Origin of the sequence: Streptomyces sp. NPDC085866 (genome assembly GCF_044541035.1) — a bacterium.
Taxonomy (GTDB): Bacteria; Actinomycetota; Actinomycetes; order Streptomycetales; family Streptomycetaceae; genus Streptomyces.
Genome location: NZ_JBITSQ010000001.1, coordinates 722,061 through 746,487 on the forward strand (window position 1 = coordinate 722,061; position 24,427 = coordinate 746,487).

Consider the following 24,427-nt stretch of genomic DNA (forward strand, 5'->3'; position numbering starts at 1 on the left):
GTCATCGCCCGTGCCCGGCCGTCAGCGGGACGGCTGCCCGCTGCCCGCCGGGTCCACCGTCGCCTGATGGGCCTCGGCCAGATGCTCCTCCGCCTTCAGCCAGGGCAGGAACTGGGCGCTCTTGCGCCAGCCACAGGTGTCGCATCTGATCGTGCGCTGCACACCCGTGCGCTGCACCCGGACCACGTGCTCCCGGCCGTGCTGGTCCCAGCGGCTGACCTTGCTCGTGCTGTTGTCCTGCGGCATGACGCCTCCCCGCGTCCGGCACACCTCGACGGCAGGAGTGTGCAGCAGGACCAACATCGACAGGGAGACGTTCACGGCGAGTTGGCCAAGCCGTGTCCCGGCTCAGCCGACCGTACGGGGCAGCCGCAGACTGAGCAGACCGGTCAGGACGATCCCGGCCAGCTGCACCAGCAGGGTGATGACCAGCGCGTCCCGCATGCCCAGGTGCGGCACGAGGGTGAGGAAGAGGGTGCCGAGGGTGGCCACGCCCAGGGCGAGCGCGGACTGCTGGGTGGTCACCATCACACCACTGCCGACGCCCGCCCGGGCCGGCGGCATCTCGGACATCACGATCCGCATCAGGTTGGGGAGTTGGAGTGCCTGCCCGGCCCCGGCGACGGCCGCGCCCGGCAGCAGCGAGCCGAAGCCCAGGTGCGGCCAGTCCCGCCGGGCGGCCAGGACGATCAGCAGCACGCCCACGCCCTGCACGACGGCGCCGGCGGTGACCACCCGGGTGCCGAACCGGGCGATGAGGCGCGGCCCGGCGAGCGAGACGAACAGGAACACCACGGCCATCGGCACGAGCGCGAGCCCCGCCTGTACCGGCCCGAGCCCGGCCCCCTGCTGCAGCGCCAGCGCGATGACGAACATGAACCCGCTGAACCCGATCGAGAACGGCAGCATCAGCACCAGCCCCCGGCGCAGCGACGCCAGTGCGAACAGGCTCGGCGGCACCAGCGGGGTCCGCCCCTGCCGGTCCGCCCGCCGCTCCACCGTGTAGAACGCGGCCGCGGCGAGCGGGAACGCGGCCAGCGACAGCCACGTCCACAGCGGCCAGCCCGCCGCCCGTCCCTCGGTGAGCGGAGCGAGCAGCGTCAGCAGGGACACCGCGAGCAGGACGGTGCCGGGCTCGTCGACGGGCTCCGGGCGCTGTGACCGGGTCTCCGGTACGAACCGCATGGCCAGCACCAGCCCCAGCAGCACCACCGGCACGTTGACGAGGAAGATCGACCGCCATCCGCTCCCGGCGATGTCCGCGGCGACCAGCACGCCACCGAGAATCTGCCCCGCCACCATCGACAGTCCGGCCGTGGCGCCGTACAGACTCATGGCCCTGGCCCGCCGGCCGCCGCTCGTGGCGGCCTGGATGGTGGCGAGCACCTGCGGCAGCATGGCCGCCGCCGACGCGCCCTGCGCGACCCGCGCCGCGACCAGGCTCCAGGCACCCGGGGCCAGTCCGCACGCCAGCGAGGTGAGCCCGAAGGCGGCCATACCGCCGAGGAACAGCCGCCGCCGCCCGAACAGGTCCCCGAGCCGACCGCCGAGCACGAGCAGCACGGCGTAGGCGACCCCGTACCCGGCCACGACCAGTTCGAGCACGGCCTCACCCGCCGCGAGATCGGCACCGATGGTGGGCAGGGCGACATTGACGATGAAGAAGTCGACCAGCGGCAGCGCCGCGGCCAGCAGAACGGTGAACAGCCCCGGCCCGCTCAGCACGGGGGATTCCGCCCGGGCACGGACGGCGGGAGTCGTGACGGTCTCTGTCATGCCTCCGAGCCTGCGCGCGCCATCAGACTGGTACCAGAGTCTTCTTGTCCTGGTACAAGAACCACCTGGAAACAGTTTCCGCGTGACGGCACCCTGGAGGTATGACCACGATGGCCCAGGAGACCGCCGCCCCGGCGACACGGGATTCGGAGATCCGCCGGCACGAGCTGGCCGCCTTTCTGCGCAGCAGGCGTGAGCGCATCGCTCCCGAGCAGGTCGGGCTGCCCCGCGGCATCCGGCGCCGCACCCCCGGCCTGCGCCGGGAGGAGGTCGCCCAGCTCTCCGCGGTCGGCGTCACCTGGTACACCTGGCTGGAGCAGGCCCGCGACATCCAGGTCTCCGTGCAGGTCCTGGACGCCCTGGCCCGCACCCTGATGCTGGACGCCAGCGAGCGCGCCCACCTCTTCCAGCTGGCCGGCGCCACCGACCCGACCCCCGCCGCGAGCTGCCCCAGCGTCACCGCGGCCCTGCGCGAGGTGCTCCGCGCCCTGGAGCCGATCCCGGCCTGCGTCCAGAACAGCCGCTACGACATCCTCGCCTACAACCGCACCTACGCCCGCCTCCTGGGCGACCTGGACGCGATTGCGCCCGAGGACCGCAACTGCATGCTCCTCGTGCACACCAACAGCGACTGGCGCGCGGCCATCGTGCACCTGGAGGACACCCAGCGCCTGATGGCCGCCCGCCTGCGCGCCGGCATGGCCGGCCACCTCGGCGAGCCCGCCTGGAAGATGCTCCTCAAGCGCCTGGAGACGGAGTCCCCCGAGTTCCGCGAGAACTGGGAGCGCTACGAGGTGGTGGGCAGCCGCACCAAGACGAAGGAGTTCCTCAACCCGTACGTGGGCCACCTGACCCTGGAACACACGGATCTGTGGCTCGGGCCTGAGGCAGGGGCCCGGATGGTCACGTACAGCCCGAAGAACGAGGAGACCCGAGAGCGGCTGGAGAAGCTGCACGCAATGGCACAGGGCAAGGTGACTTCCTGAGGGGCGCGGGGCTGGATCGATGTGCGGCCCCGCCGCGTGGGCGCGGCCGGCCACGAGTCACCCGCGGCTAGGCACGCTCAGGAGCCCCCACAACCTGTCGCACCTCGGCCGCCGACAAAGTCTCAGCCGTACGCTCAGCGGTCCGCCGAGCCCACCGCCCGCTGCTGACCAGGCCGAGCACCAGCACGGCCGATCCACAAGCCGTCAGAATCCACCAGCCAGGCCGGGCCGCCGACACGAACATGTCCTTGTACGACGACGAACCGACCCCCGCGGCGAGGACCGCTCCCACTATCGCCACACCCAGCGTCTGCCCCAACTGTCTGCTCGTGGAGGCGACCGCCGCAGCGACCCCCGCCTGCGCCCGCGGCATCCCCGACACCGCCGTGTTGGTGATCGGCGCGTTCACGAACCCGAAGCCGATGCCGAACAGCATGTACCCGGCGAACAGCGTGGTGTTGGACGTCTCCGCCTCGAACGCGGCGAACAGCACCCCGCTCGCGGTCATCGCGGCACCGGCCACCAGCAACGGCAACCGCGGCCCCCTGCTGCCCACCAGCCGTCCGGACAGCGGCGCGCACAGGAAGCACGGCGCCGCCATGGGCAGCATCCACAGACCCGCGTGCAGGGCGTCGAGGCCGCGCACGTTCTGCAGGTACAGCGTGGACAGGAACAGGAAGCCGCCCAGCGCGGCGAAGGCGCTGACCGCGATCACGGTGGCCCCGCTGAACGGAGCGGAGCGGAAGAAGCGCAGGTCGATAAGGGGTTCGGCGCGCCGGGGCTCGTACCAGAGCAGGGCCAGCAGCGCGGCACACGCCACCGCCGCGAAGGGCAGGACCGTGCCGGGCCCGGAGTCCGGGGCCTCGATGATCGCGTACGTCAGCGAGCCGAACAGGGCGATCACCAGCACCTGGCCGACCGGGTCGGGGCGGCGGGCCTTGGGCGCGCGGGACTCGGGAACGAAGCGCAGGGTGAGCAGCAGGGCCGCGAGGCCGACCGGGAGGTTGACCCAGAAGATCGAGCGCCAGCCGACCGACTCCACCAGCAGACCGCCGGCGATGGGGCCGGCCGCCATGGAGATGCCGACCACCCCGCCCCAGACGCCGATCGCGCGGGCGCGTTCGCGTGCGTCGGTGAAGGTGTTGGTGATGATCGACATGGCGACGGGGTTGAGCATCGAGCCGCCGACCGCCTGGACCATGCGGAAGGCGACCAGCAGGTCCAGGCTCGGCGCGAGCGAGCACAGCAGGGAGCCGACCGAGAAGACGACCAGGCCCGCCATGAACACCTTCCGGCGGCCGATCCGGTCGGCCGTGGAGCCCGCGAGCATCAGCAGCGAGGCCAGCACCAGCGTGTAGGCGTCGATCGTCCACTGCAGGCCGGAGGTGGGGGCGTCCAGGTCCCGCTGCAGCGAGGGCAGCGCCACGTTCAGGACCGTGTTGTCGAGGCTCACGATCAGCAGGCTCATGCAGCAGATGGCGAGTACGAGCAGGCGTCGGCGGTGGCTGAGCTCGGGCATGGGTCGCATCGTACGCCGATTTCGATAGTGCGTCTAACTAATGAGTGTTACATGATCATTGTCGGTCGGATGTCCACAGGTCGGTCGAGCACCAGTCGCCGTACGCGACAATGGAGCAATGCCCACGTCCGAGTTCCCCTTGCAGATCGGCCCCCACGCGGTGCAGCCGCCCGTCGTGCTCGCCCCCATGGCGGGGATCACCAACGCGCCCTTCCGCACGCTGTGCCGGGAGTTCAGCGGCGGCAAGGGGCTGTTCGTCAGCGAGATGATCACGACCCGGGCGCTGGTCGAACGCAACGAGAAGACCATGCAGCTGATCCACTTCGACGCGACCGAGAAGCCGCGCTCGATCCAGTTGTACGGCGTCGACCCGGCGACCGTCGGCAAGGCCGTCCGCATGATCGCGGAGGAGGACCTCGCCGACCACATCGACCTGAACTTCGGCTGCCCGGTCCCGAAGGTGACGCGCAAGGGCGGCGGCTCGGCCCTGCCCTACAAGCGCAACCTGCTGCGCGCGATCCTGCGCGAGGCGGTCTCCGGCGCGGGTGACCTTCCGGTCACGATGAAGATGCGCAAGGGCATCGACGACGACCACATCACCTACCTCGACGCCGGCCGCATCGCCGTCGAGGAGGGGGTCACGGCGATCGCGCTGCACGGGCGTACGGCCGCCCAGCACTACGGCGGCACGGCCGACTGGGACGCCATCGCCCGTCTGAAGGAGCACGTCCCGGAGATCCCGGTGCTCGGCAACGGCGACATCTGGTCGGCCCAGGACGCGCTGCGGATGGTGCGGGAGACCGGCTGCGACGGCGTGGTCGTCGGGCGGGGCTGCCTGGGCCGGCCGTGGCTCTTCTCCGACCTGGTGGCTGCGTTCGAAGGCCGTACCGAAGCCCGTGCCGGAGGCACTGATGGATACAGTGCGCGGCCCACCCTTCGCGAGGTGGCCGACATCATGGTCCGGCACGCCACCCTCCTCGGCGAGTGGATCGGCGACGAGGCGAAGGGCGTCGTCGACTTCCGCAAGCACGTGGCCTGGTACCTGAAGGGATTCGCGGTCGGCTCCGAGATGCGCGGGCGCCTCGCGATCACGTCCTCGCTGGAGGAGCTGCGGGCCGGCCTGGACGAGCTGGACCTCGACCAGCCCTGGCCGACCGGCGCGGACGGCCCCCGCGGCCGCACGTCCGGCAACAACCGAGTGGTGCTGCCGGACGGCTGGCTGAAGGACCCGTACGACTGCGCGGGCATCAGCGAGGACGCTGAGCTGGACACCTCCGGGGGCTGACCCCGGGGCTGTTCTCAGCCCTTCTTCGGATGCGGAGTCGAACCGTATGCCGTCAGGAAGCGGTCGCGGAACGCGCTCATCTTCCAGACCGGGGCGCTGTGCGCGGGACGGAGGCCGTCCGTCCAGCCCCAGCCGGCGATCTTGTCCAGGACCTTCGGGTCCTTGGCGACGATCGAGATCGGCACGTCACGGCTGGCGTGGTTGCCGCTGACCCGGGCGATCGGCTGGTGGTCGCCGAGGAAGACGAGCACGGTGTCGTCGGTGCCGTAGCGCTGCAGCCACTCGGTCAGCGCGGTCACCGAGTACTGGATCGACTTGCCGTACTCCTCGCGGGACTTGGTGGTGTCGGCGATGACGTCCGCCGGCTTGTTGCCCGCCGCCTGGATGCCCTTGAAGATCGAGCCGTCGCCCAGCTGGTCCCAGCCGACCATCTTCGGGATCGGCGCCCACGGCTGGTGGCTGGAGGTCAGGATGAGCTCCGACATCATCGGCTTGTCGTGCTTCCTGCCGTGCACCCGCTGCTGGAACTGCTCCAGCGCGTACTGGTCCGGCATGGTCGACCAGCTGAACTTCGGCCCCTTGTAGCCGAGTTCGAAGGCGTTGTAGACCTTGTCGAGGCCGTAGAAGCTCTGCTCCGGCCAGGCCTTCTGCACGCCCGGCATCACACCGACCGTGTTCCACGCGCCGGTCTTCTTGAAGGCCTTGGTGAGGCTGAGGTGGTCGCTCGCCATGACGGTGCGGTAGCGCTGCTGGTTGTTGATCCACAGCCCCGACAGCGTGGTGGAGTGGCCGAGCCAGCTGCTGCCGCCGTAGGTCGCCGAGGTCAGCCAGCCGCTCTTGGCGTGGTAGCCGGCCTTGGCGAGAGCCTTGGTGCGCGCGTCCAGGGTGCTGTCGACGCCGGGCGCCATGATCGGGTCCTCGATGGCGCTGCGGCCGTAGCTCTCGATGAACGTGAAGATCATGTCCTTGCCGCGCAGGTCGGGCACGAGCTGGGAGGCGGGGGTGTTGCCGAAGGCGTCCACCTTGGCCACCTTCTGGAACTCCGCCTCGTCCCGCAGGGTGTCCGCCACCCGGTGGGCCTGGATCTTCACGGCGGTGGCGGTGCGGTCCGAGGCGATCGGCACGCCGGAGATCTGCAGGCCGAGCGAGGAGCAGGTGATCCAGACGACGCCTGCGATGAGCGTGCCGCGGGTCGCGGTGCCGATGTGCCGGGCGAGGAGGTTGCTCAGCCGGACCGTGGACAGCGCCAGCAGCACGAACAGCAGCAGGATCACCGCGATCAGACCGGCGGTGGCGGCGAGGGTGGCCGTGCGGCCCAGCGAGTCCTCCAGGTACGACTGCGCGTCGCCGAGCAGGCTCCAGTCGAGGACGAGGTTGAAGCTGCGGCCGAGGTACTGGTTGAACCCCATGTCGAGCAGGTTCAGCACGGTCATCGCGCCGAGCGCGACCCCGGACACGGCGGCCAGCACGATCCGGGGCCGGCGCGGCAGAGCGAGCATCAGCGCGGCGCCGATGACGGCCTCTCCGGGGATGCGCAGGAACTTCTCGGGCCCGAGCCCGACGACGCTGTTGGGCATCACGAGCGCGGCGACGACGAGGAGCGCGGCCAGCACGTCGACGCTCACGGAGAGGACCTGCGCGGCGGTCGGGTGTGCCTCCCGCCAGCGCTGCGTCCGCGCGGACCAGGCTGCCCAACCGCGGCGGGTGGGGCGGGGGGTGGCTTCTTCGGCGGGCTCCTCGGGGGCTTCTTCCCGGGATTCCTCGACAGTTCGCTCGACGGTTCCCTCGGGCGCCTCCGCAGCGGGTTCCGCCAGGGTTGCCGCGGTGGGCTTCTCGACGGGTTCCTCGGGCGCCTCCGTGAGGGTTTCCGCGGTGGCTTCCCCGGACGCTTCCGTGAGGGTTTCCGCTGTGGGTTCCTCGGCGGTTTCTCCGGAGGCTTCCGCGGGCGCCTCTTCGGCTATGGAGTCCGCGACCGCGGCCGCCGGTAGGGCCTCTTCGGCTATGGAGTCCGCGACCGCGGCCGCCGGTAGGGCCTCTTCGGCCATGGAGTCCGCGACCTCGGCCGCCGGTACGGCTGCCTCGCGGCTGTTTTCCGCGGCCTCCGTGGAGCCGACGGCTTTCGCCGTCGGCGTTCGCTCCTCGTCCCGTTCGTCGAGGACAGCCTCGGCTCCCCCTGCCGTACCCGATGACTGGCGCGTGCTCGTGTGCTGAGGCAACCCGGAGGTCCTTCCGTGCGAGACCCGTGACGGAGTCGGCGAGCCACGCTGGGGAGGCTGGACAGGGCCGGAGAAAGCCCGGCCCGCCTGGCCCGCCGTCATCCGGTACGGCCCGCCCGAGTCCGCTGTTCACGGCGCTCGGCAAACACCGGGCAAACGCCCGGTCAAAGCCCCTTCTCCTGCCGCGACTAGGCCCCTCCGACCGCCGTGAGCAGCGCGAGCGGCGCCGCCGCCGAGCGCGATTCACGGATGCACGCGTGCGGGTAGGGGACGGGCTCGGGATGCGTGTCGCGGCCGTAGCCCGCCAGCACCTCGGGCAGCCGGTGTCCGGCGGCCGTCGCCGCGTCGACCAGGGCGTGCGCCACCGTACGGGCCTCGTCGTGCAGGCCGTAGCGGGCCAGGCCCAGCGTGATCAACGCGTTGTCGTGCGGCCAGACCGAGCCCCGGTGGTAGGAGAGGGGGTGGTACGCCGGCTGGCCGGAGGCAAGGGTGCGCACGCCCCAGCCCGAGAAGAAGTCCGGTTCCAGCAGCCGCCGGCCGACGACCTCGCCGTACTCCTTGTCCAGCAGCCCCGACCACAGCAGATGCCCCGCGTCCGATGCCAGCGCGTCGACCTGGTGCCCCTCCCCGTCCAGCGCCAGTGCCGGGAAGGACCGCTCCTCCATCCAGAAGTCCCGCTGGAAGCGGTCCCGGAGGTCGGCCGCCGCCTGTTCCAGCAGGGCGGCGTACGTCTCGTCGCCCCACACCGTGCGCGCCACCCACGCCGTGCGGCGCAGGGCGTCGTACGCGTAGCCCTGGGCGCCCGCCGCCATCACCGCGCCGGTGGGCCGGGTGCCGTCGGACCAGCAGATCGCGCCGGGGGAGTCCTTCCAGTTCTGGTTGGCGAGGCCGCCCTCGTCGGCGCGGTAGACGAGATAGCCGCGCGAGGTCAGCCCGCCGTGGTCCAGCATCCAGCCGATCGCCGCGCGGGCGTGCGGTTCGAGGCGGCGCGCGAGGACGGCGTCCCCGGTCTGTTCGACGTACGCCCCGAGCAGGATCAGGAACAGCGGGGTCGCGTCGACCGAGCCGTAGTACCGCCCGAACGGCACCTGCCCGAAGTGCGCCAGCTCGCCGTGCCGCACCTCGTGCACGATCTTGCCGGGCTGGGCGACCCTGGACACCCCGGTCCCGGTCGCCTGGGTGGCGGCCAGCGCGGGCAGTGTGGCCGCGGCCAGCTGAGGGCGGTACTGCAGGGTGAACAGGGCGGTGAGCAGGGCGTCCCGGCCGAGCAGGGTGAGGAACCAGGGGGCGCCCGCCGCCGGGACGCGCAGCTCCTCGCCGTCCGGGCCGGTCGCCGGGACCTGCAGTGCGGCCAGGTCGGACAGGCCGCGGGCACAGGCCGCCGCCAGCTCCGGCCAGCCGGTCGGGAAGGCCACGCCCTCCACGAATCTCTCCTCCAGCGCGAGGACCTGCTCGTTCACGGAGGCGGGGGAGCGCGGCACGCGCAGGGCCCGTTTGTCGCCGTGCGGGCGGGCCATCACGCGCAGCACCAGCTCGGTCGTGCCGTGGGGTTCCAGGTCCAGAGTCCACACCAGGCGGCGGGCGCCGGTGCCGGTCTCCTCGACGGCGTCGGGCGCGGGGTCGGCCGTGATGGTCGTACAGGACCGCCACTCGGCCCGCCGGTAGGTGAACTCGATGCCGTCGTCCAGGACGTGGCGGGAGCGTACGGCGCCGGCCTTGACGTAGGTGCGGTGGTCGGAGCGCAGCTCGAACTGGTCGGTGAAGTCGGCGTCGGCGGTGATGGCGATCCGGACGGTGGTGGGCACGGGACGGTTGCTGGTCACCCGCAGGGACTCGACGAACGAGCTGTCACCGACGGCCTGTTCACGGAAGAGGGTGTGTGCGGGCGGTTCCTGCCGGCCGCCGCGCGGCACCAGCACACACCGGGTCGTGTCGCCGTCCGCGACCGGCGTGAGCACCTCGGGCACCGCGCCGTCGACGGTGAGCTGCCAGCGGCTGAGGTGCCGGGCGTCCCGTACGAATAACCCGTCCGGGGAGCCGCCGCCCCGCACCCCGCTGATGTCGCCCCGGTCGCCCACGGCGGCGAACGTCGCCCCGTGCACGAGCAGATGATGCCGGTCCGTCATGCCCGGTCCCCTCCCTTGTCACTTCTGTCGAACGTGCCGGGGCCCGTGGGGGACACGCCGTGTCCCACGGGTTGGTGGAGCAGGTCGAGCGCGAGTGCGGCGGTCCAGCCGAAGCCGGTCGCGCCGCATGCCTCGCCGGTGTACGGGTCGACGTACTCGGCGAAGTCGGTGGCCTCCGCGAGGCTCAGCACCGCCTCCCGCAGCGCGCCGGCGCGCTCCCGTTCGCCGTGCGTGCGCAGCCCGCGCTCCAGCAGCCAGCTCGTGTTGAACCACGCCGGGCCGCGCCAGTACCGGTGCGGGTCGAAGGCCTCGCCGAGGAGGTCGTAGCTCGGCACCAGCCTGGTGTCGGTACCGAGCCCGAAGTGCGGGCCGCCGAGGGTACGGACGAGGGTCGCGACCAGGTCGCGCGGAAGGCCGGGGAGGAGGAGCGGGACGAGGCCGGAGACACTGCGCCCGGGAATCAGCCCCCCGCCCCGCAGGTCCCGGCACAGGAACATCCCGCTCGCCGGGTCCCACAGCCGGTCGACCAGGGCCGCCGTCAGCCGCTCGGCGCGCGCGTGACGGGCGGTGCCGGGCGCGCCCAGCTCCCCGGCGATCCGCGCCAGCGCGTGTTCGGAGGCGATGAGGAGGGCGTTGAACGCCGGGTCCTCCACGGCGAACTTGCCCTTCCCGTCGGCGTATCCGGCGTCCCGGTAGTCCGTGGCCAGCCGCACGTACCGCCCATAGTCCAGATCCGTCGGCCGGTCCTCGGCGGCGCCGTGGTCGAGGTCGGCGCGGCGGAAGGAGCGGGCCGGGGCCGGGGCGACGCGGGCGAGCGGGGCGTCCCAGCAGGGGCTGTTGTCCATGCCCTGTTCCCAGGGGTGCACGACGGACACCAGACCGCCGCCGCCCAGGTCCCGCCGGTGCAGCAGATACCGGTGCCAGGCGGCCAGCCGCGGGTACACCCCCGCGAGGAAGCCGCGCGCCCGCGACAGACCGGGGTCGGCGCAGTGCACCAGCCAGGCCGCCAGCGCGTGCACCGGTGGCTGCACGATGCCGGAGGTCTGTACGGTGCGCGGGGCGCCCGCAGCACGCCCCGCGGTCGAGGAGCGCCAGAAGTCGGGGCTCGGGAAGTACGCGTCGAGCGGCACGGAGGGGTTGAAGACGATGTGCGGGACGCGCCCGTCGCCCCACTGGGCCGCCAGCAGCGTCTCCAGCTCCGTCTGCGCCCGCAGCGGCGAGAGGTGCCTGAGGCCGATCGCGATGAACGCCGAGTCCCACGACCACTGGTGCGGATACAGGCTCCGGGAGGGCACGGTCGAGCTGCCCGTCCAGTTCGCCTCCAGCACCCCGGCCGCCCTGACGTGCAGGGACGTGTACGCGGCCGGCGGATCGTATGCGATCTCGCGTTCCGTGACACGGGCAGTGAGCTGGGCAGTGCGATCCACTCGGGGCTCCCCGAAGACGTCCGGACGACCGGGTTTGGTTGGTGCTACCGCAGGGTTACGTCTATTTAACACGCAAAACTCAATATGTAAGGCAAACTTGAGAAACACAAGGGGGTGTGCATGACCGGACGGCCCGGCAGAACCGGCAAGGCCACGAAGGGCAGCAGCCAGGCCAGCGCCGGCGATCTGCTCGCATTGGTGCGCAGTGGGCGAGCCGTGACCCGCGGCGCGCTCCAGCAGGCCACCGGACTCTCCCGCGCCACCGTCGGCCAGCGCCTCGACCGGCTGTTCCGGGCCGGCTGGCTGCGCGAGGGTGCCGGCGGCCCGGTCGACTCCCCGCTCGGCGGACGCCCCTCCATCACCCTGGAGTTCGACGACGCCCACGCGGTCGTGCTCGCCGCCGACCTCGACACCCGCCACGCCCGGGCGGCCGTCCTCACCCTGGCCGGCGAGATCCTCGCCGAACACTCCGGCACCCTGGTCGTCGAGGACGGACCCGAGGTCGTCCTGGGTGAACTCGGCCGATGGTTCGGCGAGTTGCTGATCAAGGCGGGGCAGCGGGCGGAGGAGGTGTGCGGCATCGGGCTCGCGGTGCCCGGGCCGGTGGACAGCGAGACCGGCCGGGTGGTGCAGCCGCCGATCATGCCGGGCTGGGACGGCTACGACATACGGGGCCGCCTCTCCCGCGCCTTCACCGAGCACACCGGAGCCCCCGCGGTGCCGGTCCTGGTGGACAACGACGCCAACCTCATGGCTTACGGCGAACAGCGCACCGGACACCCCGACTGCTCGGCGTTCGTGCTGGTCAAGGTGTCCACGGGTATCGGCGCCGGAGTAGTGGTCGACGGCTCGATCTTCCGGGGCGTCGACGGCGGGGCGGGCGACATCGGGCACATCCGGGTGGGCGCCGAGGCGCTGTGCCGGTGCGGTTCGTACGGCTGTCTCGCCGCCGTCGCCAGCGGTGGCGCCGTGGCCCGGCGGCTGGCCGAGTCCGGGGTGCCGGCCGCGTCCGGCTCGGACGTGCGGGACCTGCTGGCCTCCGGGCACCCAGAGGCCGCCGCGTTGGCCAGGGAGGCCGGGCGCCGGGTCGGGGACGTGCTGGCGACGATCGTGACCCTGCTCAATCCGGGCGTCCTGATGATCGCCGGGGATCTGGCCGGTACTCCCTTCCTCACCGGTGTCCGGGAGCTGCTCTATCAGCGGGCGCTGCCCCGCTCCACGGCCCACCTGGACGTCGTGACGTCCCGGCTGGGTGAGCGGGCCGGGCTGCTGGGGGCCGGGGCGCTGGTCGTGGAGCATCTGTACGCGCCGGACCGGGTCGAGGAGCGGCTCCTCGCACTGGGCGTGTGACGTGTGTCCGCGGCGGAGCCGCATAGGGATGCAGCCCGTCTGTTTTCGGTCTCAGAAGCCGTCCGCATGGTGAAATCTGGCTTCCTGTGGCAGCGTGATTCTCGCCACCCTTGATAAGGGTTGCGCTCAGATGAGCGGATCTTGGGCGACTGCACTTCTCCAAGGGGTGGCACTCGGTGCCACCCCTTGATCGTTCATCGATCGAAATCAGATGTGCTAGCACTACGCTCATCTGAGCGGATGAGCGGGCCTATGGACCCCGCTGCCTTCAAGAAGTGAAAACATCAGCCGCGCTCGGCTTGTCAAGCTTTGACTTTCGATCCACTGGCGGACGACTGGTTACAGGCCCATGACGCACAAGTGGACGTACCCAGACGCCTTCGATCTGGGTATGTTCCTCGCCGTCAGGGCAGCCACCGCGGCCTCAAGGAGTCGAGACCCGTGTCGGAAAACAAAGAACCCCAGGTAGCGAAGTTCGTTTACGACTTCACCGAGGGCAACAAGGACCTCAAGGACCTCCTCGGCGGCAAGGGTGCCAACCTCGCCGAGATGACCAACCTGGGCCTTCCGGTCCCTCCCGGCTTCACCATCACCACGGAGGCCTGCAAGGTCTACCTGGAGAGCGGTGAGGAGCCCGCGGCACTGCGTGACGAGGTGAGTGCGCACCTCGACGCCCTCGAGCAGAACATGGGCAAGAAGCTCGGCCAGGCCGACAACCCTCTGCTGGTCTCCGTCCGCTCCGGCGCGAAGTTCTCCATGCCCGGCATGATGGACACCGTCCTGAACATCGGCCTCTCCGACAAGTCGGTGCAGGGCCTGGCCAAGCAGGCCGGCGACGACCGGTTCGCATGGGACTCCTACCGCCGTCTCATCCAGATGTTCGGCAAGACCGTCCTCGGCGTCGACGGCGAGCTCTTCGAGGAGGCCCTCGAGGCGGCCAAGGCGGCCAAGAAGGTCACCGTGGACACGGACCTCGAAGCGGCCGACCTGAAGAAGCTGGTCACCAAGTTCAAGAAGATCGTCAAGACCGAGGCCGGCCGGGACTTCCCGCAGGACCCGCGCGAGCAGATGGACCTCGCCATCAAGGCGGTCTTCGACTCCTGGAACGGCGACCGCGCCAAGCTGTACCGCCGCCAGGAGCGCATCCCCGGTGACCTGGGCACCGCGGTGAACGTCTGCTCCATGGTCTTCGGCAACCTCGGCCCCGACTCCGGCACCGGTGTCGCCTTCACCCGCGACCCCGCCTCGGGCCACCAGGGCGTCTACGGCGACTACCTCCAGAACGCGCAGGGCGAGGACGTGGTCGCGGGCATCCGCAACACGGTCCCGCTCGCGGAGCTGGAGTCGATCGACAAGAAGTCGTACGACCAGCTCATGCAGATCATGGAGACCCTGGAGAACCACTACAAGGATCTCTGCGACATCGAGTTCACCATCGAGCGCGGCCAGCTCTGGATGCTCCAGACCCGAGTCGGCAAGCGCACCGCCGGTGCCGCCTTCCGCATCGCCACCCAGCTGGTGGACCAGGGCCTGATCGACGAGACCGAGGCGCTCCAGCGCGTCACCGGCGCCCAGCTGGCGCAGCTGATGTTCCCGCGCTTCGACGAGGACGCGAAGGTCGAGCGGGTCGGCCGGGGCATCGCGGCCTCGCCGGGTGCCGCGGTCGGCAAGGCGGTCTTCGACTCGTACACCGCCGTGAAGTGGTCCCGCTCGGGCGAGAAGGTCATCCTGGTCCGCCGGGAGACCAACCCCGACGACCTCGACGGCATGATCGCGGCCGAGGGCATCCTGACCTCCCGCGGCGGCAAGACCTCCCACGCGGCCGTCGTCGCGCGCGGCATGGGCAAGACCTGTGTCTGCGGCGCCGAGGAGCTGGAGGTCGACACCAAGCGCCGCCGGATGACGGTCCCGGGCGGTCACGTCGTCGAGGAAGGCGACGTGATCTCCATCGACGGGTCGAGCGGCAAGGTGTACCTCGGTGAGGTCCCGGTGGTCCCGTCCCCCGTGGTGGAGTACTTCGAGGGCCGGATGCACCCGGGCGCCGACGACGCCGACGAGCTGGTCGAGGCCGTGCACCGCATGATGGCCTTCGCCGACCGCAAGCGCCGCCTGCGGGTGCGCGCCAACGCGGACAACGCCGAGGACGCGCTGCGCGCCCGTCGCTTCGGCGCCCAGGGCATCGGCCTGTGCCGCACCGAGCACATGTTCCTCGGTGAGCGCCGCGAGATGGTCGAGAAGCTGATCCTCGCGGACACCGAGGAGGTGCGCGAGGCCGCCCTGCGGGAGCTGCTGCCCCTGCAGAAGAAGGACTTCGTCGAGCTGTTCGAGGCGATGGACGGCCTGCCCGTGACCATCCGCCTCCTCGACCCGCCGCTGCACGAGTTCCTGCCCGACATCACGGAGCTGTCGGTCCGTGTGGCCCTGGCCGAGTCCCGCCAGGAGCCGCACGAGAACGACCTGCGCCTGCTCCAGGCGGTCCACCGGCTGCACGAGCAGAACCCGATGCTGGGCCTGCGCGGCGTCCGCCTGGGTCTGGTCATCCCCGGCCTGTTCACGATGCAGGTCCGCGCCATCGCCGAGGCAGCGGCCGCGCGCAAGAACGGCAAGGGTGACCCGCGCGCCGAGATCATGATCCCGCTCGTCGGCACGGTCCAGGAGCTGGAGATCGTCCGCGAGGAGGCGGACCAGGTCATCGCCGAGGTCGAGGCGGCCACCGGCACCCAGCTGAAGCTGGCGATCGGCACGATGATCGAGCTGCCGCGAGCTGCCCTCACGGCCGGCCAGATCGCGGAGGCGGCGGAGTTCTTCTCCTTCGGCACGAACGACCTGACCCAGACGGTGTGGGGCTTCAGCCGCGACGACGTGGAGGCCTCGTTCTTCACGGCCTACCTGGAGAAGGGCATCTTCGGCGTCAGCCCCTTCGAGACGATCGACAAGGACGGCGTCGGTTCCCTGGTGAAGGCGGCGGCGAAGGCGGGCCGCGAGACCCGTCCCGACCTGAAGCTCGGCGTCTGCGGCGAGCACGGCGGCGACCCCGAGTCGGTCCACTTCTTCCACGAGGCCGGCCTGGACTACGTCTCCTGCTCCCCGTTCCGCATCCCGGTCGCCCGCCTCGAGGCGGGCCGCGCGGCCACCCAGTCGGAGGGCAGCGACCACCGCTGACCTCCGCCGGAGGCCCGGCCCCAGCGCCCGGCCTCCCCTGACCCCGGAGCCGCCGTCGGTCCCCGACCCTCAGACCGATCGGCGGCGGCTCCGGCGCACGAAAGAGGAGGGGCGCCACCCTGTGCGGGGGTGGCGCCCCTCCGTGCATCATCTGCGGAGACGGTCAAGCTACGTCGCTGACCGGGCAAGTCAGCGTTTGCCGGCATTGGTTGCCGTTGGACCGGTCCGAAGCCGTTGTGCCCTCCAGATGCGGCCAGCGTGTGTCGACGTCAAGTCGTGGCAGAACCACAATCTCGCCCATCGGTGGGGTATGGCGGGAGACGCGGCGGGTGCCGCTGCCGCGTTCGAGTTGTTGCTGGCCGACCGAGTCCGGGTGCAGGGTGAGGACCACCCCCACAGGGCGCCCTGCCGGTGCGTGCCGTCGTTTGGTTGGACGCGTCGCATCCCCGCCAGAACTGCGCACCAAGACGCCTCGCCGGCTCTGCTCTCATGTGCTGCGGTATGAGGTGGTCTCGCGAGGCATCCGGGAGGCGCCGGGAGAAGATCTTCTCCCGGACTTAGCGCCCTTCGACGGCCCACAGACGGCCCGTCGCCAATGGGACCGGTCGAGCCGGTGGGCCGTGCCGTGGACGGCCCAGCCTTCTCACCGGGCGGGGCAGGGTCAGTCAGTGGTCGAGGTCGATTGTGAAGCGCCTCGTGCCCGTACCGATCGTGTCGGCGTGGACCGAGCCGCGAGCCCGGTCGAATGCCCCTGTGCCGCCGGTGATCGCGTTGTCGAACGAAGGGGGAGGGCCCGGGTTGAGAATGCCGAAGACCATCCCCTGCACGGTGAGTTGGCCGCCCGGGAGGTTGTAGTTCACGACGCACTCCTCCGCTCCGCCTTTGTCGACCCGAGTGGTGGTGCAGGTGCCGCCGGTGTCGCCGACCTGGTTGCCTTGCTGGTCGAAGAGGTCCGAGCGGAAGACGGTCCGATCGCCCTGGGCGGGGCTGCCGCCGGGGTTGACGGGGAAGCGCGTCTGCTGCGCGAGATGGCCGATGAGTGTGATGGCTGGGTCTCCGCCCTTGGCGTGCGCGAAATCGGTGTCCGTCGCGGCGGCCGCGACAGGGGCGCAGGCGAGAAGGGTGGCCAGCGCAGTGGCCGTGCCGAGACAGGCTGCCCTGATGGGGCGCATCGTGTGGCTCCTGAGGTTGATGTTCATGGATGGTCAGGTGCCGCATTCATAACCTCGGCTCTGCCGCCGCCCGGGACGTCCCGGTGCGACCCACCGTCAGATCCGACCAGTCGGACCAACCCGGGACTGGGCGCCGAGCCCGGCCCGATCCCCGAACTCCGAGACACGGCCCGTCGGGCGGCACCCTGTGAGGGGTGCCGCCCTCCCGTGCTGCTCGACGGCACTGTCAGAAAGTGCCCTCGTTGTTGACCGGGCCGACCTGGAAGGTGCCGGAGCAGATGGTCCAGCGAGCCGGCACGAGGACCGCGGTGTGCGAGGCCGGCGGGTAGATGCGCAGGTAGGTGCCGGTGCGCAGGCAGGGTCCGCCGACGGGGCCGTTGGTGGTGCGGATGACGGCGAGGGTGGAGTGGGCGGGGGCGAGCGTCACCGTCGAGTAGGACTCGCCGGTGCGGGTGGCGGCGGGTCCGATCTGCCGGTGTGCGGTGTCCAGGGCGCTGACGCCCGGGTAGCCGCGCAGCGCGCACTTGGTGGTGCTGGTGTTGGTGAACCGGATGGTCCAGTAGAGAGAACCGGCCGCACCCTCCTTGCGGCCCATGGAGAGGTAGAGATCGCTCGCGGAGCAGGTACGGACCCCGGCCGACGCCTGCGCCGCGGTCGAGGTCACGCCCCAGGCGGCTCCGCCGGCCGTGAGCCCGGCGAGCGCCGCGGTCAGCAGGGCGACCGTGCCGCGACGGGACAAGTGGTGAGAGAACAGAGACATGGCGCATCCGCCTCCATCGGGCGAATGGATGGATGAAGGTCATGGTGTTGGATGCGCCCTCGCCCGAAAAAGTTGTGCCGTTCACCGGGAAAAGTCCCGCCCGGTCGGTGGTGCCGCCCGGTCGGTGGTGCCGCCCGGTCGGTGGTGCCGCCTGGTCGGTGGTGCCGCCCGGTGGGGGCTCACCACCCCTCGACGCCCTTCGCGAGACGCCGGTGCCACCAGGGTTCTGTCCGCGCCGCCAGCGGGTCGGGAAGTGTGCGGAGCAGGTAGCGGCGGTCCAGCGGTGTCACCGCGCGTCGCAGTTCGGCTCGTGCGCGGGGAGGGAGCAGGGGCAGGATCTCGGCCAGGGCGTCCCGGGCCCGGCGTACGTCGTCGAGGGCGCAGCCCGGGCAGGCGGCGCAGTAGGACTCACGGGGATAGCGAGGGCGGCGTCCCGGCGGGTGGAGAAACGCGCGGTAGCGCCGCAGGGCGGTCTCGGTCGCGCCGCGTGAGAACCAGAGGCCGGGGGAGAGGCGCTCTGCGCGATGGACGGCGAGGCTGGTGCGGTCGGACAGGCCGGGTATGCGGGCCGGAGGGGGCTCTTCCCAGATGCGGGGGCCCGGAGTGGTGCGCTGGGCGCCGCGCAGGGCGCCGGGCCGGTTACGCGGCATCGGCCTTTCGGAGTGTGGTCATGAACTCCATGATGCCTTGGGGAACTTCGTGACGTCACTGCGGATTTTTACGGGTGGTCCGAGGTGAGGTCGTCGCTGCAGAGCCGTCCGGGTCCGCAGCGGGCAGAGGAACTTCACCGACTGCCGGGCGGAGGCGGCACGGCGTCGGGCCAACCGTGGTCCTCGCACCTACGCTGGACCCGTCAGCCCAGGGCCGAGCTGTCGGTCCGTCCGACGAGTGCCGCCTGGAGGAGCCCCATGGGCTGGACCCCGCAGGACATCCCCGCCCAGAGCGGCCGCCTGGCCATCGTCACCGGCGCCAACAGCGGCCTCGGATACGTCACCGCGCGGGAGTTGGCCCGCAAGGGGGCCCGGGTGGTGCTCGCGTGCCGGAGTGAGGCGCGGGGGCGTGACGCCGGGGAGCGGATCGCGGCGGAGGTGCCGGGGGCCGAGGTCGAGGTGGAGCGGCTGGATCTCGGGGATCTTGCGTCGGTGCGGGACTTCGCGGACCGGGTGCCGTACGAGCGGATCGACCTGCTCGTCAACAACGCGGGCGTGATGGCGCCGCCGTACGGGACGACCGCGGACGGGTTCGAGACGCAGTTCGGGGTCAATCATCTCGGGCACTTCGCCCTCACCGGGCTGCTGCTGCCCGCCCTGCTCGCGACCCCGGGCGCCCGCGTCGTGACCGTCTCCAGCATGATGCACGCCCTCGCCAACATCGACATCCACGATCTCAACAGCGAGCGCCGGTACCGGCGTTGGCTCGCCTACGCCCGGTCCAAGACGGCCAACCTCCTGTTCACGCACGAGTTGGCGTGGAGGCTGACCAGACGCCACGCCGACCTCGTCGCGGCCGCCGCCCATCCGGGTTACGCCGCCACCAACCTCCAGACCGCCGGGCCGCGCGCCGAGGGGCGCAGGGGTGCCGAGCGGGCCATGGAGATCGGCAACCGGATCTTCGCCCAGCCGGCGGAGGCGGGCGCGCTGCCCACGCTGTACGCGGCGACCGCGGCCGGGGTGCGGCCGGACTCCTTCTTCGGGCCCTCGTTCGCGATGTGGCGGGGTGTGCCCGCGCCGTCCTGGCGGGCGCCCTGGACGCTCAACGACGAGGTGGCGAGCATGCTCTGGGACGCCTCGGTGCAGCTGACAGGTGTGGAGTTCGGCGCTCTCAAGATGTGACACACCACCGCAACATCCCCTTCGTAATCCCGGCGCATGGTTGATCGTTGGGCCGTGCAACGACGACCGACGTCAGGGGGCACACGATGAGGAGCATCAGCCGAAGGACGCTGCTGGCGGCGGGCGCGGGCGCCGGACTGCTCACGGCGTGCGGGTCCGACACCGGGCGCGGGGGTGGCTCGGGGCCGGCACTGTCGCAGTGGTACCACCAGTACGGCGAGGCCGGCACCCAGCAGGCCGTGCAGCGGTACGCCGCCGCGTACCGGAAGGCCGACGTCGGTGTGCAGTGGCGGCCGGGCAACTACGACCAGCAGACCGCCGCCGCCCTGCTGACCGACTCCGGGCCGGACGTCTTCGAGGGCAGCCCCACGCTCGACCAGATCCAGGGCGGCCAGGTCGTCGACCTCACCGATCTCCTCGACGGCGTCGAGGACGACTTCAACCCGGCCGTCCTCACACCCAAGACCCACGACGGGAAGATCTGGGGCGTTCCCCAGGTCATCGACACGCAGCTGCTCTACTACCGCAGGAGTCTGCTCGCCGACGCGGGAGTCGAGCCGCCCACCACCCTGGACGCCCTGGTCGACGCCGCGAGAAGACTCACCGGCAGGACGGTCAAGGGGCTGTTTCTCGGCAACGACGCAGGAGCGGGGGTGCTCGGTGGGACTCCCCTGTACGCGGCCGGACTCCGGCTCGTCACCGACGACGGCAGGGTCGGCTTCGACGAACCTTCCGCCGCGCGCACCCTCGGCAAGCTCCACCAGCTCTACGCCGACGAGTCCCTCCTCCTCGGCGCACCCGCCGACTGGTCCGACCCCTCCGCCTTCCTCCAGGGCCTGACCGCCATGCAGTGGTCCGGGCTGTGGGCGCTGCCCCAGGTGCAGAATGCGCTCGGCGACGACTTCGGGGTGCTGCCCTTCCCGAAGGACGGCAGCGCCGGCCGGCCCGCCGTTCCCGTCGGCGCGTACGGTGCCGTCGTCAGCGCGCGCAGCAGACAGCAGGCGGCCGCCAAGGCGTACGTGAAGTGGCTGTGGGTCGAACGCACCGACTTCCAGGAGGACTTCGCCCTCTCCTACGGCTTCCACATCCCCGCCCGGCTCTCCCTCGCCAGGAAGGCCGCCAAGCTGAAGTCGGGCCCGGCCGCCGAGGCCGTCCGCTTCACCACCGAGCACGGCTACGCCCAGCCCCTGCTGTGGACCCCGGCGAGCCAGACCGCCTACCAGGACGCGCTCAGCCGGATCATCAAGGGCGGCGCCGGTCCGGAGAGCGAACTGCGGGTCGCCGTACGGAAGGTGTCGGCCGAGCTCGACCGTGTGAAGAAGAATGCGAAGAAGCAGTCGTGAGCAGGCGGAACGGCCTGTGGTTCTGGGTCTTCGTCGGGCCCTTCGCCCTCGGCCTCGCCCTGTTCACGTACGTTCCGCTGCTGTGGAGCCTGGCGCTCAGCTTCTTCGACGCGCACAACACCGTCACGCCCACGCACTTCGTGGGGCTGGACAACTACACGGCGATGGCGGGGGACGACGCGTTCGTCGACAGCCTGCGGACCTTTCTCCTCTTCACCGCGTTCATCGTGCCCGTCACGTACGTGTTCTCCCTGTCCCTCGCGCTGATGGTCAATCGGCTCACGCGCGCCCGGGCCTTCTTCCGGTCCGTGTTCTTCCTGCCCGCCGCGTGCAGTTACGTGGTCGCGGCGCTCGTGTGGAAGATGTCCCTGTTCAACGGGGTGCGGTTCGGGCTCGCCAACACCGTGCTGGGGTGGTTCGGCGGCGACCCGGTCGCCTGGCTGTCCACCACCGAGCCGCCCTGGTACTGGCTGGTCGTCGTCACCGTACGGCTGTGGCTGCAAGCCGGGTTCTACATGGTTCTCTTCCTCGCCGGGCTGCAGCGGATCGACCCCGCACTGTACGAGGCGGCCGCAGTGGACGGGGCCCGGCCCGGCTGGACCGTGCTGCGGCACATCACGCTGCCCCAGCTGCGGGCCACCTCGGTCGCGGTGGTGCTGCTGCTCGTCGTGGGCGCCTTCCAGGCCTTCGACGAGTTCTACAACCTGCTGTCGGACGCCAGGGGGTATCCGCCGTACGCCCGGCCGCCGCTGGTCTACCTCTACTACACCGCCCTCGGACAGGGGCAGAACCTCGGGCTGGGCAGCGCGGGGGCGGTGATCCTCGCGCTGGTCGTCGCCGTCGTCACCGTGGGACAGGCGCGATGGCTGCGGCTGGGGAGGACGGACGCCGATGGATGACGCCCTGGTGCGGGCCGGGCGGGCACTGCGGCTGGTGCTGCTGATCGCGCTCGCCCTGCTCTTCCTGGTCCCCTTCTATCTGCTGGTCCGCAACGGCCTGTCGAGCGAGCAGGACATCACCTCGCCGGAATGGACCTTCCTCCCGGGGGAGTTGAGGTGGCGGAACGTCCGGGAGCTGTTCGCCGATCCCTCCGTGCCCTTCGCGCGCTCCCTCCTCAACTCGGCGCTGATCGCGACCGCGACGACGCTCGGCACCCTTCTCGTCGCCTCCCTCGCGGGCTACGGCCTCGCCCGTATCCCGTACCGGCACGCGAACAAGGTCTTCCACGGCGTCCTTGGCACCCTCCTGGTCCCGGCCGCCGTGACGTTCGTACCGAGCTTCGTGCTGGTGTCCTCGCTGGGCTGGATCTCCACGCTCCGAGGGCTGATCGTCCCGACGCTGTTCTCGGCCTTCGCCTGCTTCGTCTTCCGACAGTACTTCCTCGGGTTTCCCCGGGAGTTGGAGGACGCGGCACAGGTCGACGGGCTCGGGTACTGGCGCACGTACTGGCTGGTGGTCGTGCCGAACGCGCGGCCGGTGTTCGCCGCCGTCGGGACCATCGTGTTCCTCGGCGCGTGGAACTCCTTCCTGTGGCCGCTGGTCATCGGGCAGGACCAGAGCGCCTGGACCGTGCAGGTGGCACTGTCCTCCTTCACGACGTCCCAGGTGATCCGACTGCACGAGCTGTTCGTGGCCGCCGCCGTGTCGATCCTGCCGCTGCTGGCGGTGTTCCTGTGCTTCCAGCGGTGGATCGTGGCGGGGGTCGAGCGGTCGGGGATCGACTAGGGCCCGTATGGTTCCCGGCATGCGTTGCTGGATATGCGGCTCGGACCGGCTGAGTCCGGTCGGGGAACTCACCTCGGGTGAGCGATGGGACGAACGCCTTCGGCTCAGGTTCCGCCGTCCGGGAGTCCTGAAACCCCGGCCGACCTTCGACGCCGGACTCGCCCGGGCCTGCCGGGACTGCGGAGCCCTGTTCCCGTTCCTCGACGAGTACGCCCGGCAGGAGCTGGACGCGGTGGCCGATGATCTGACCGATGTCGAAGGGGCCCAGGCGCACCACTACGGGGGGTCCGACGGCTCCGGCCCGTGAATCCGGGTGCTCACAGGGAGCCGCCGCTGTCCACCACCAGGTCGGTGCCGACGACCGAGGCCGCGTCGTCCGAGGCCAGGTAGAGGACGGCTGCGGCGACCTCCGCGGTGGTGGAGATACGGCCGAGCGGGAGAGTGGCCTTCGCGCGCTCGGTGCGGTCGGCGTCCGTCTCGCCGGGGCGGAGCGACATCGAGGTGGCCGTGGCGCCCGGGCTGACCACGTTGATGCGGACGCCGTCGGCGACGTGGTCCAGGGCGGCACCCCGGCTGAGGGCGGTCACGGCGGCCTTGGTCGCCGAGTAGGCGGCGGCTCCGGGGGAGGTGGCGTGCAGGCCGAACGTGGAGGACACGTTCACGATCACGCCGCCCGACGGCTGGGTGCGCATCCGGCGGATCTGGGCCTGCAGGGCCAGGTGGACGCCGGTGACGTTGATCGCGAGCTGGGTGTGCCAGTCCTCCTCCGGCAGTTCGGCCAGAGGCTGTCCGCCCCGGAAGACGCCGGCGTTGTTGACGGCCACGTCCAGCGAGCCGAAGTTCTCGACGGCGGCCCGGACCAGCACCTCCGCCTCGCCGGCCCGGGAGACGTCGGCGGTCACCGCGAGGGCCTTGCCGCCCTGCTCCTCGATCAGCCGGACGGTCTCCTCCAGGGGCTCCCGCCTGCGCCCGGCGACGACGACGTGCGCGCCCTGCGCGGCGAGAGCGAGGGCGACGGCCCGTCCGATGCCGGAGCCGGCGCCGGTGACGAGGGCGGTCCTGCCGGTGAAACGGTTGGTGGTCATGATCTCCCCTTTTTCTTGACCGATCGGTTCAGTATGAGGGCCGGAAAGAGGCCCTCCCGTGGAGGGCGGTGCCTCAGTCCAGCAGGGTCAGCGCCTGCTCCGCCGCGTCCCGCACGCGGGCCGGGTCCGAGGACGCCTTGCCGACGACCCGCAGGCCCTGCATCAGCACCAGCAGCGTGCGGGACAGGGCGAGCGGATCGCGGTCGGACGGCAGCTCGCCCTGGGCCCGGGCGCGGACCAGCGTGGTGTGCAGGACCGCCTCCAGGTGGTCCCAGTTGCGCTCGACGCGCCGGGCGGCGGCCGGATCGTGCGGGGCCAGCTCGGCCGCCGTGTTGGTGACCAGACAGCCGCTGCGGCGCAGTTCCCCGTGGGCCGCCTCGTCCGCGTAGCGCCGTACGACCGCTCGGACGGCCGGCAGCGCCGGGCCCGGCTGGGACAGCTCGTGCACGATCCGCGCGAGTCCGGACTGCTCGTACCGGTCGAACGCCTTCAGGTACAGCTCGTGCTTGCTGCCGAACGTCGCGTACAGACTCGCCCTGCCGATGCCCAGGTGCTCGACCAGGTCGCTCATCGACGTCGCCTCGTAGCCGCGCCGCCAGAACAGCTCCAGGGCCGACTGCAGCGCGGCGTCGGGGTCGAACTCCTTGGTCCTGGCCATGTGAT

At 71.2% G+C, this 24,427-nt stretch carries 20 protein-coding genes; 9 read left to right on the forward strand and 11 right to left on the reverse strand.

Annotated elements, in window-relative coordinates; all coding sequences use genetic code 11:
• Positions 1 to 21 precede the first annotated feature (21 nt).
• Entirely contained in the window at positions 22 to 246 is a 225-nt protein-coding gene (locus ACIF83_RS03175; RefSeq protein ID WP_386571974.1) for a hypothetical protein, read from the reverse strand.
• A gap of 102 nt (positions 247 to 348) precedes the next feature.
• Entirely contained in the window at positions 349 to 1,776 is a 1,428-nt protein-coding gene (locus ACIF83_RS03180; protein ID WP_399723050.1) for an MFS transporter, read from the reverse strand.
• 101 nt (positions 1,777 to 1,877) lie between these two features.
• Between ACIF83_RS03180 and ACIF83_RS03185 the strand changes: the two genes are divergently transcribed.
• A complete protein-coding gene (locus ACIF83_RS03185) occupies positions 1,878 to 2,762 on the forward strand; it encodes a helix-turn-helix transcriptional regulator (RefSeq protein WP_399723052.1) in 885 nt (294 codons plus the stop codon).
• Between the two features lie 67 nt (positions 2,763 to 2,829).
• On the opposite strand, the gene ACIF83_RS03190 is transcribed toward ACIF83_RS03185, so the two are convergent.
• A complete protein-coding gene (locus tag ACIF83_RS03190; RefSeq protein ID WP_399723054.1) occupies positions 2,830 to 4,281 on the reverse strand; it encodes an MFS transporter in 1,452 nt (483 codons plus the stop codon).
• Between the two features lie 118 nt (positions 4,282 to 4,399).
• On the opposite strand from ACIF83_RS03190, the gene dusB reads away from it, so the two are divergent.
• Positions 4,400 to 5,566: a tRNA dihydrouridine synthase DusB gene (gene dusB, locus ACIF83_RS03195; protein ID WP_393465333.1), complete on the forward strand. Its 1,167-nt coding sequence runs from the start codon at positions 4,400 to 4,402 to the stop codon at positions 5,564 to 5,566.
• Positions 5,567 to 5,580: 14 nt separating this feature from the next.
• Here the strand turns inward: dusB and ACIF83_RS03200 are convergent, their stop codons facing one another.
• From ACIF83_RS03200 to ACIF83_RS03210, 3 genes are all read right to left on the reverse strand, one after another.
• Positions 5,581 to 7,782, reverse strand: coding sequence for a sulfatase-like hydrolase/transferase (locus ACIF83_RS03200; protein WP_399723056.1), 2,202 nt, complete (start codon positions 7,780 to 7,782; stop codon positions 5,581 to 5,583).
• A 188-nt stretch (positions 7,783 to 7,970) separates the two neighbouring features.
• Positions 7,971 to 9,908, reverse strand: coding sequence for a glycogen debranching N-terminal domain-containing protein (locus tag ACIF83_RS03205; RefSeq protein WP_393465334.1), 1,938 nt, complete (start codon positions 9,906 to 9,908; stop codon positions 7,971 to 7,973).
• Positions 9,905 to 11,335, reverse strand: a complete 1,431-nt coding sequence (locus ACIF83_RS03210; RefSeq protein WP_393465336.1) for an MGH1-like glycoside hydrolase domain-containing protein — start codon at positions 11,333 to 11,335, stop codon at positions 9,905 to 9,907. Before ACIF83_RS03210 ends, ACIF83_RS03205 begins: the two co-directional genes overlap by 4 nt.
• Before the next feature lie 120 nt (positions 11,336 to 11,455).
• On the opposite strand from ACIF83_RS03210, the gene ACIF83_RS03215 reads away from it, so the two are divergent.
• Together ACIF83_RS03215 and ppdK are read left to right on the forward strand one after the other, a co-directional pair.
• Positions 11,456 to 12,685 (forward strand): ROK family protein, encoded by a 1,230-nt coding sequence (locus ACIF83_RS03215; protein WP_399723059.1) that lies wholly within the window; start codon positions 11,456 to 11,458, stop codon positions 12,683 to 12,685.
• Positions 12,686 to 13,126: 441 nt separating this feature from the next.
• A complete protein-coding gene (gene ppdK / locus ACIF83_RS03220) occupies positions 13,127 to 15,847 on the forward strand; it encodes a pyruvate, phosphate dikinase (RefSeq protein ID WP_398137392.1) in 2,721 nt (906 codons plus the stop codon).
• 665 nt (positions 15,848 to 16,512) lie between these two features.
• Here ppdK and ACIF83_RS03225 read toward each other — a convergent pair.
• From ACIF83_RS03225 to ACIF83_RS03235, 3 genes are all read right to left on the reverse strand, one after another.
• Entirely contained in the window at positions 16,513 to 17,019 is a 507-nt protein-coding gene (locus ACIF83_RS03225) for a hypothetical protein (RefSeq protein ID WP_399723061.1), read from the reverse strand.
• 226 nt (positions 17,020 to 17,245) lie between these two features.
• Positions 17,246 to 17,779 carry a DUF4232 domain-containing protein gene (locus ACIF83_RS03230; RefSeq protein ID WP_393465346.1) on the reverse strand — a complete coding sequence of 178 codons (534 nt, stop codon included), beginning with the start codon at positions 17,777 to 17,779 and terminating at the stop codon, positions 17,246 to 17,248.
• Between the two features lie 179 nt (positions 17,780 to 17,958).
• Positions 17,959 to 18,429 (reverse strand): hypothetical protein, encoded by a 471-nt coding sequence (locus ACIF83_RS03235; protein WP_399723063.1) that lies wholly within the window; start codon positions 18,427 to 18,429, stop codon positions 17,959 to 17,961.
• A gap of 258 nt (positions 18,430 to 18,687) precedes the next feature.
• Between ACIF83_RS03235 and ACIF83_RS03240 the strand changes: the two genes are divergently transcribed.
• The 5 genes from ACIF83_RS03240 to ACIF83_RS03260 all read left to right on the forward strand — a co-directional run bounded on the left by ACIF83_RS03240 (position 18,688) and on the right by ACIF83_RS03260 (position 22,986).
• Positions 18,688 to 19,611, forward strand: a complete 924-nt coding sequence (locus ACIF83_RS03240; protein WP_399723065.1) for an oxidoreductase — start codon at positions 18,688 to 18,690, stop codon at positions 19,609 to 19,611.
• Positions 19,612 to 19,697: 86 nt separating this feature from the next.
• Positions 19,698 to 20,954, forward strand: a complete 1,257-nt coding sequence (locus tag ACIF83_RS03245; RefSeq protein WP_399723067.1) for an ABC transporter substrate-binding protein — start codon at positions 19,698 to 19,700, stop codon at positions 20,952 to 20,954.
• Positions 20,951 to 21,853, forward strand: coding sequence for a carbohydrate ABC transporter permease (locus ACIF83_RS03250; RefSeq protein ID WP_399723069.1), 903 nt, complete (start codon positions 20,951 to 20,953; stop codon positions 21,851 to 21,853). The genes ACIF83_RS03245 and ACIF83_RS03250 overlap by 4 nt, the downstream gene beginning before the upstream one ends.
• The gene (locus ACIF83_RS03255) at positions 21,846 to 22,679 is read left to right on the forward strand and encodes a carbohydrate ABC transporter permease (protein WP_393465360.1); all 834 of its coding nucleotides are present in this window, start codon (positions 21,846 to 21,848) and stop codon (positions 22,677 to 22,679) included. The genes ACIF83_RS03250 and ACIF83_RS03255 overlap by 8 nt, the downstream gene beginning before the upstream one ends.
• A 19-nt stretch (positions 22,680 to 22,698) precedes the next feature.
• Complete coding sequence (locus ACIF83_RS03260; protein ID WP_393465362.1) at positions 22,699 to 22,986, forward strand: hypothetical protein; 288 nt, start codon at positions 22,699 to 22,701, stop codon at positions 22,984 to 22,986.
• Between the two features lie 10 nt (positions 22,987 to 22,996).
• Here ACIF83_RS03260 and ACIF83_RS03265 read toward each other — a convergent pair whose 3' ends face one another.
• Positions 22,997 to 23,764 carry an SDR family NAD(P)-dependent oxidoreductase gene (locus tag ACIF83_RS03265; RefSeq protein WP_399723072.1) on the reverse strand — a complete coding sequence of 256 codons (768 nt, stop codon included), beginning with the start codon at positions 23,762 to 23,764 and terminating at the stop codon, positions 22,997 to 22,999.
• A 73-nt stretch (positions 23,765 to 23,837) separates the two neighbouring features.
• Positions 23,838 to 24,422 (reverse strand): TetR/AcrR family transcriptional regulator, encoded by a 585-nt coding sequence (locus ACIF83_RS03270; protein ID WP_393465368.1) that lies wholly within the window; start codon positions 24,420 to 24,422, stop codon positions 23,838 to 23,840.
• Between the last annotated feature and the right edge of the window lie 5 nt (positions 24,423 to 24,427).